This window comes from Bacteroides sp. CAG:633 (genome assembly GCF_000435115.1).
Taxonomy (GTDB): domain Bacteria; phylum Bacteroidota; class Bacteroidia; order Bacteroidales; family Bacteroidaceae; genus Bacteroides; species Bacteroides ndongoniae.
The window spans coordinates 1-4,952 of record NZ_FR882941.1 but is presented as its reverse complement, the minus strand read 5'-3'; the positions used below and the strand labels follow the sequence as shown (position 1 = coordinate 4,952).

At 51.8% G+C, this 4,952-nt stretch carries 7 protein-coding genes; 5 read left to right on the top strand and 2 right to left on the bottom strand.

The window, feature by feature from the left end:
• Positions 1 to 18: 18 nt before the first annotated feature.
• The 5 genes from QVP67_RS00330 (at position 19) to QVP67_RS00310 (ending at position 4,047) form a co-directional block, all read left to right on the top strand.
• A complete protein-coding gene (locus QVP67_RS00330) occupies positions 19 to 333 on the top strand; it encodes a hypothetical protein (RefSeq protein WP_022161577.1) in 315 nt (104 codons plus the stop codon).
• 12 nt (positions 334 to 345) lie between these two features.
• Positions 346 to 636 (top strand): cell division protein ZapA, encoded by a 291-nt coding sequence (locus tag QVP67_RS00325; protein WP_022161576.1) that lies wholly within the window; start codon positions 346 to 348, stop codon positions 634 to 636.
• Between the two features lie 138 nt (positions 637 to 774).
• Positions 775 to 2,313, top strand: a complete 1,539-nt coding sequence (gene rny, locus QVP67_RS00320; RefSeq protein WP_022161575.1) for a ribonuclease Y — start codon at positions 775 to 777, stop codon at positions 2,311 to 2,313.
• A 169-nt stretch (positions 2,314 to 2,482) separates the two neighbouring features.
• Positions 2,483 to 3,235 carry a copper homeostasis protein CutC gene (locus QVP67_RS00315; RefSeq protein WP_022161574.1) on the top strand — a complete coding sequence of 251 codons (753 nt, stop codon included), beginning with the start codon at positions 2,483 to 2,485 and terminating at the stop codon, positions 3,233 to 3,235.
• Between the two features lie 140 nt (positions 3,236 to 3,375).
• Positions 3,376 to 4,047, top strand: a complete 672-nt coding sequence (locus tag QVP67_RS00310; protein ID WP_022161573.1) for a hypothetical protein — start codon at positions 3,376 to 3,378, stop codon at positions 4,045 to 4,047.
• On the opposite strand, the gene QVP67_RS00305 is transcribed toward QVP67_RS00310, so the two are convergent.
• Positions 4,044 to 4,727, bottom strand: coding sequence for a response regulator transcription factor (locus tag QVP67_RS00305; protein ID WP_022161572.1), 684 nt, complete (start codon positions 4,725 to 4,727; stop codon positions 4,044 to 4,046). The two genes, QVP67_RS00310 and QVP67_RS00305, sit on opposite strands and share 4 nt — an antisense overlap.
• Before the next feature lie 96 nt (positions 4,728 to 4,823).
• Positions 4,824 to 4,952: ATP-binding protein (locus QVP67_RS00300; RefSeq protein ID WP_288179733.1), on the bottom strand; the 129-nt coding region annotated here is incomplete at its 5' end.

The window sequence follows — 4,952 nt, the reverse complement described above, 5'->3', positions numbered from 1 at the left end:
CGAATAAAACGTATTTTTGTGTACAATTTTGGTGTAGTAATGACAGAAGAAGAAAAGAAGCTATTAAGTACCTTTGAAGCCAGGCTGCGTCATTTAATCTATCTGCACGATGAATTAAAACGCGAGAATGCCGAACTAAAGCAACTTCTCGATGCCAAAGAAGAAGAATGCCGGACACTGATGGCTGAATATAAGCAACTGGAACAGAACTACACAGACCTAAAATCAGCTACGACAATCAGCCTTAACGGCAGCGACGTAAAAGAGACGAAGCTGCGATTGTCAAAATTAGTGCGTGAAGTCGATAAATGCATCGCTTTGTTGAATGAATAAAGAAGAAGATGTATGAACGATAAAATAAAAATAAACCTGCAGATGGCAGGAGCTTCTTATCCGCTTACCATCAACCGCGAAGACGAACAGATGGTGCGGGAAGCCGCCAAGCAGGTCGATTTGAGGCTCAATGCGTATCGCGAACATTATCAGAGCGTTTCCGCCGAACGGATCATAGCCATGGTGGCCTATCAGTTCTCGCTGGAAAACCTGCAACAGAAACAGCGTAACGACACTGAGCCCTATACAACAAAGATAAAGGAACTGACAAAGGTGCTGGAAGATTACTTTAAAGAACCGTAATCCGTACAACCGCCACCTTCAAAGTATACCTTATTTATTAAGTAGAAAACCCACGCACTGTGCAAAAGTCCGTCTTGCCGATAGAGACAGGCTTTTATACAGTGCGTTTTTATTTATATCTATAAAAAACAAATTAAAATGACAGTAGTTACAATAGTAGTATCCATTGCCTGCTTTCTTATCGGAGGATTCGCCTCGTACCTGTTCTTCAAGCACGGGCTGAAGTCCAAATACGATAGCATTCTGAAGGATGCCGAAGCAGAGGCGGAAGTGATTAAAAAGAATAAGTTACTCGAAGTAAAGGAAAAATTCCTCAACAAGAAAGCCGACCTGGAAAAAGAGGTAGCCATCCGCAACCAGAAAATACAACAGGCCGAAAACAAGCTGAAACAACGCGAAATGGTGTTGAATCAACGCCACGAAGAACTGCAACGTAAGAAACAGGAAGCAGATGCCATCAAGGAAAACCTGGAGGCACAGCTCGTAGTAATAGACAAAAAGAAAGAAGAACTGGACCACCTGCAACGCCAGGAAATAGAAAAACTGGAAGCCATCTCCGGACTTTCGGCCGAAGAAGCCAAAGAACGCATGGTAGAATCGCTGAAGGAAGAAGCCAAAACGCAGGCACAGTCCTACATCAACGACATTATGGACGACGCCAAACTGACCGCCAGCAAGGAAGCCAAACGCATCGTCATCCAGTCCATCCAACGGGTTGCCACCGAAACAGCCATTGAGAATTCCGTGACCGTATTCCACATCGAATCGGATGAAATCAAAGGACGCATCATCGGACGCGAAGGCCGTAACATCCGCGCGCTGGAAGCTGCCACAGGTGTGGAAATCGTGGTGGACGACACCCCCGAAGCCATTGTGCTCTCCGCCTTCGACCCCGTACGCCGCGAGATAGCCCGTCTGGCCCTACACCAACTGGTGACCGACGGCCGTATCCACCCCGCGCGCATCGAAGAAGTAGTAGCCAAAGTACGCAAACAGGTTGAAGAAGAAATCATCGAAACCGGTAAGCGTACCACCATCGACCTGGGTATCCACGGCTTGCACCCCGAACTGATCCGCATTATCGGAAAGATGAAATACCGTTCATCCTACGGACAGAACCTGTTGCAACACGCCCGCGAAACAGCCAACCTTTGCGCCGTCATGGCATCGGAACTGGGACTGAACCCGAAGAAAGCCAAACGTGCCGGACTGCTGCACGATATCGGTAAAGTACCCGACGAAGAGCCCGAACTGCCGCACGCACTCTATGGTATGAAGCTGGCCGAGAAGTTCAAGGAAAAACCCGATATCTGCAACGCCATCGGTGCTCACCACGACGAAGTGGAAATGACCAGTCTGCTGGCTCCCATCGTACAGGTGTGCGACGCCATCTCGGGTGCACGCCCAGGCGCACGCCGCGAGATTGTAGAAGCCTACATCAAGCGTCTGAACGATCTTGAGCAGCTTGCCATGTCCTATCCGGGTGTGACGAAGACATACGCCATCCAGGCCGGCCACGAACTGCGCGTCATTGTCGGTGCCGATAAGATAGACGACAAGCAAACCGAAAGCTTGTCGGGCGAAATCGCCAAGAAGATCCAGGATGAGATGACTTATCCGGGTCAGGTGAAGATTACCGTTATCCGTGAAACACGTGCGGTAAGCTACGCCAAGTAACATAGCTACATAAAAACTCTACCATTGAAGGCACGGATTACACGAAAAGCCACAGAAAGTCCCGACAACAATCTGTGGAAAGAAGTGTAATCCGTGCCCCGTTTCTATCAACACAGTTGCCGGCAGGAACAACTTACAACGGCCGGACTAACTTTAAATCCGTAAAGCCATGAACCATTATCTGTTTGAAGTCTGCGCCAATTCCGTAGAAAGTTGCCTCGCTGCACAGACAGGAGGAGCCGACCGTGTAGAACTGTGCGCCGGTATCCCCGAAGGTGGGACCACTCCCTCATACGGCGACATAACCACGGCCCGCAAGCTGCTGACACATACACGCCTGCACGTCATCATCCGCCCACGCGGAGGTGATTTCCTCTACACTCCCCTTGAACAACGCATCATGTTGAAGGACATTGAAAACGCCCGCCGGTTGGGAGCCGACGGAGTAGTCTTCGGCTGCCTGACGCCCGAAGGCGATATCGACATCGCCCTGATGAAGCAACTGCTTGAAGCCGCGCAAGGCATGTCGGTCACCTTTCACCGTGCCTTCGATGTATGCCGCCAGCCCAAGCAGGCACTGGAGACCCTCATCCAACTGGGTTGCCATCGCATTCTTACTTCGGGTGCACAGCCCACTGCCGAACAGGGTATTCCCCTGCTGAAAGAACTGCAGGCACAAGCCGACGGACGCATCATCCTGCTGGCCGGCTGCGGTGTCAACGAAAACAACATTGCCCGCATAGCCAGCAAAACGGGTATCCGCGAATTCCATTTCTCGGCTCGTGAGCAACTGACCAGCGGAATGCAGTTCCGCAACGAAGCCGTCTCCATGGGTGGAACGGTGTGCATCGACGAATATTCGCGACCGGTCACCACTGCCGAAAGGGTCCGAAAGACCATCGGCGCACTGGTTCAACAATAAGCCCGAATGCAGATTTCGGCTGTCTTTCCTACCCGTTTGGTCGGGAAAAGTGGCCTGTCAGTCAAATTTTGCCTTCAGAGGCAACCAAAGTCCTGCAAAATTGTTATCTTTGTAAGGACTAATCCTTTAAACATATAACTATGAAAGTTCTGCAACGCATATTCAATAGCCTATTCCTGCTCGTCGGCTTGTTTCTTTCGTTCAGTGCATGCACCGACGACAACGACGTGACAGCCACCCTGCTCGACAAGGAATACGAACTAATCGATATAGAATGGTGCCGCATGGCCGATGACGTTCTGTTCAGCAAAGAGCAATCGTTCACCCACGAATCTACTTCGCAACAGGAGGCAGAAGGCAAGCATTCCATCGACTTTAACGCAATGGAAGGTTATCGGCAGAGTTCTCTCTTCCTCCCCGATGACCCTGTTCTGTTCCAGCGCCTGATTGGCTCGGCAGCCGACTCGGTCTGTGTTCCCCAAAGCGCCACACAGCCTGCCATGGGAATTTACTTTCACATGCACACCAAGAACAGTACACCGGTACCTTTCTCTACCGAGTATTACGTATACAACTCCGAACAGCAGAATCTGCACATCGAATCGGAAACGCCGTTCATTGCCTACATCACTTCGGAAATCATGGAATACCAGGTGACTTACACCTACCGTGCCCTGTTCCGGGGAAAGACAACCGGTCAGGAGATAGAGGCTACCGGCAAGTGGGAAGGTATTTACTACCGCCACATCGGCAATCAGGTACATTCGTTCGAAGGGGAGAACATCACCGAAACCGCTCCGGCGATGCCCTAACCGACCGTAAGCACATACCCTTTTTTCATCAACGACTCAATCCGTACGGTTGGGTCGTTTTTTAATGCCCTCCGCAGGTAAGTGATCTGCACGTTTAGCGCCAGCGAGTTGGCATAGCTGTCGCTGCCCCACACGGCTTCGAGCAGGGCAGAGCGCGCCACCGTCGTGTTCGCATTGCGCGCCAGCATCCGCAGGATGTCGGCCTGCCGCGAAGTGATGAGCACTTTGTTGGTGCCCGTACGGATTTCGTTGGTGCTGTAGTTGAACACCGAGCGGCCAAAGCTGTACACTTCCTCCTCGACCATCTCGTCCAACTGCGAGGAGAAGCGCTCGCGTATGCGCGCTATCAGTTCCTCCGGATAGAAGGGCTTGGCCAGGTAGTCGTTCGCCCGAAGGCGGAAGCCTTGCAGACGGTCGGCCTTGTCGCTGCGGTCGGACAGAAAGAAGATGAGGACATGCCTGTCCGCCTCGCGGATACGGGTTGCCACTTCGAAACCGTTCAGGCCGGGCATGTTGATGTCGAGCAACACCAGGTCGGGCCTGACGAGGGGAAACTGCTCTACGGCCATACTGCCGTTTCCTACATAAGTGACGTCGTACCCCTCCTGTTCGAGAAAGCGTTTCAGCAGCAGGGAGTACTTCAAGTCATCGTCGGCAAAAAGAATCTTCAGTCGTTTCATACAGGGCTTTACCTCCGTACCCTCTCTCCGAAAGGAGGAAGAGGAGAACGGCAGGATTTCTTTTTAGAATCTGTTATTCTTGTTTTCACTCATCGTTCATTGCGGGATGCTGACGGTCACCGTTGTCCCCTGCCCCGGGCGGCTCCGCAGGGTAACGGTGCCGCGGTGTGCCTCGGTCAGCAGCTTTACGTAGCTCAGTCCCAAGCCGATGCCGGGCACGGCAGG

Coding starts and splice junctions, on each gene's coding strand:
- QVP67_RS00325 (WP_022161576.1), top strand. CDS start 346: ATGAACGATAAAATAAAAATAAACCTGCAGATGGCAGGAGCTTCTTAT.
- rny (WP_022161575.1), top strand. CDS start 775: ATGACAGTAGTTACAATAGTAGTATCCATTGCCTGCTTTCTTATCGGA.
- QVP67_RS00315 (WP_022161574.1), top strand. CDS start 2,483: ATGAACCATTATCTGTTTGAAGTCTGCGCCAATTCCGTAGAAAGTTGC.
- QVP67_RS00310 (WP_022161573.1), top strand. CDS start 3,376: ATGAAAGTTCTGCAACGCATATTCAATAGCCTATTCCTGCTCGTCGGC.
- QVP67_RS00305 (WP_022161572.1), bottom strand. CDS start 4,727: ATGAAACGACTGAAGATTCTTTTTGCCGACGATGACTTGAAGTACTCC.